Here is a 1,519-nt window from a genome sequence, read left to right on the forward strand (position 1 = left end):
GGTGTGGGGTGTAGGGAGAATAAATAAAATAATCTCCTGACTCCTGACTCCTGACTCCTGACTCCTGACTCCTGACTCCTGACTCCTGACTCCTGACTCCTGACTCCTGACTCCTGACTCCTGACTCCTGACTCCTGACTCCTAACCCCACCAACAAACTTTTTCAGCGAACCCTAATTAATTTTATGACCTTAGTGATTTGTACGGGTTTTCATGATTCTAGATTGACGGAGGATTTTTTAGGACATCTGGGGAGCAAATCGGTCAAATTACGTCCCTATATTATTATTTCTCCTTTTTCTTACTTAAATGAAGCTTTTTTACCCGGAGAAGACCTAACCTTGATTGGGTTTAGTGCGGGGGTGGTAAATGCGATCGCTTTAGCCTATTATTGGCAAGCTCAAGGGGTGAAAATTCGAGCTTTAATAGCTTTGGACGGGTGGGGAGTGCCATTAATCGGTAATTTTCCCATTTATCGCCTTAGTCACGATTATTTTACCCATTGGAGTTCCTGTTTATTGGGTAGCGGTGGAGAAAATTTTTATGCGGATCCCCCTGTAGATCATCTTAGCCTCTGGTCGTCCCCCGATCGAGTAATTGGTTGGTCTGTTAATGGTAATTTTGTCCAACGCACCACAGCGTTAACTTTTTTATCTAAAATCGGTTAGGCGAGAATCAATTAAGTACAATTAGCTAGTCGCCTCCCTATCTTTCCTATTCCTTTACCGCTGCCGACTAATGAGTACACCAGTTCTAAGTTCTTCGATTCTCTTGGTGGGAATTGAGGAGAATATCGCTAAACTAGCTAGTGCGGACTTGCAAGAAGCAGGTTATCGTCCCCTGATTGTGCCTAGCATTGATAGCGCTTTCCCGGAAGTGGAAAGTTGGCAGCCAGCGATGATTATACTCGATCGTTTCCTTGCGGGGGAAGCGGGTGTGACTTTTTGTCGTCGTTTACGTTCCCAGGGAAGTCGCGTTTATATTGTTTTATTAGTATCTCAAGAAACCCTAGAAGAACGTCTCGCCTGTTTGGAAGCGGGAGCCGACGATTATTTTCTCAAACCCTATAATTCGCCATCTTTTCTCAAATTAATCCGTTTTTACCTGCAACCTCTGGAAACTATCCCCGAACAATTGCGCTTCGGTGACTTAGTATTGGATTTAGTCACTCGTCGTCTCTCCTATAAAAACAAAAATATTGAGTTGACGATGAAGGAATTTGAACTGCTGCGCTACCTGATGATTCACCCGAAAGAAGTATTATCAAGGGATCAAATTCTCGAAAATGTCTGGGGAGACGAATTTCAAGGAGAATCAAACGTTATTGAGGTGTATATTCGCTATTTACGCCTGAAAATGGAAGCTGGTGGTCAAAAACGCCTCATTCATACCGTGCGCGGTGTCGGCTACGTTTTACGCGAATCTTAACAGGAGACAGGAGATAGGAGACAGGAGACAGGAGACAGGAGACAGGAGACAGGAGATTATTTTTATTTATTCTCCCCATTTCCCCACACCC

The 1,519-nt window shown here is 44.0% G+C and carries 2 protein-coding genes; both read left to right on the forward strand.

Going from position 1 to position 1,519, the window contains the following annotated elements:
* Positions 1-185: 185 nt before the first annotated feature.
* Positions 186-668 (forward strand): hypothetical protein, encoded by a 483-nt coding sequence (locus tag IQ234_RS20720; protein ID WP_193958454.1) that lies wholly within the window; start codon positions 186-188, stop codon positions 666-668.
* A gap of 70 nt (positions 669-738) precedes the next feature.
* Positions 739-1,428, forward strand: coding sequence for a response regulator transcription factor NblR (nblR, locus tag IQ234_RS20725; protein WP_193958455.1), 690 nt, complete (start codon positions 739-741; stop codon positions 1,426-1,428).
* The last annotated feature ends 91 nt before the right edge of the window (positions 1,429-1,519 follow it).

Source organism: Microcystis aeruginosa LEGE 91341 (genome assembly GCF_015206885.1).
Lineage (GTDB): Bacteria > Cyanobacteriota > Cyanobacteriia > Cyanobacteriales > Microcystaceae > Microcystis > Microcystis aeruginosa_H.

Excerpts from the sequence above, each read along its gene's own strand:
- IQ234_RS20720 (WP_193958454.1), top strand. The coding sequence starts at position 186 with ATGACCTTAGTGATTTGTACGGGTTTTCATGATTCTAGATTGACGGAG.
- nblR (WP_193958455.1), top strand. The coding sequence starts at position 739 with ATGAGTACACCAGTTCTAAGTTCTTCGATTCTCTTGGTGGGAATTGAG.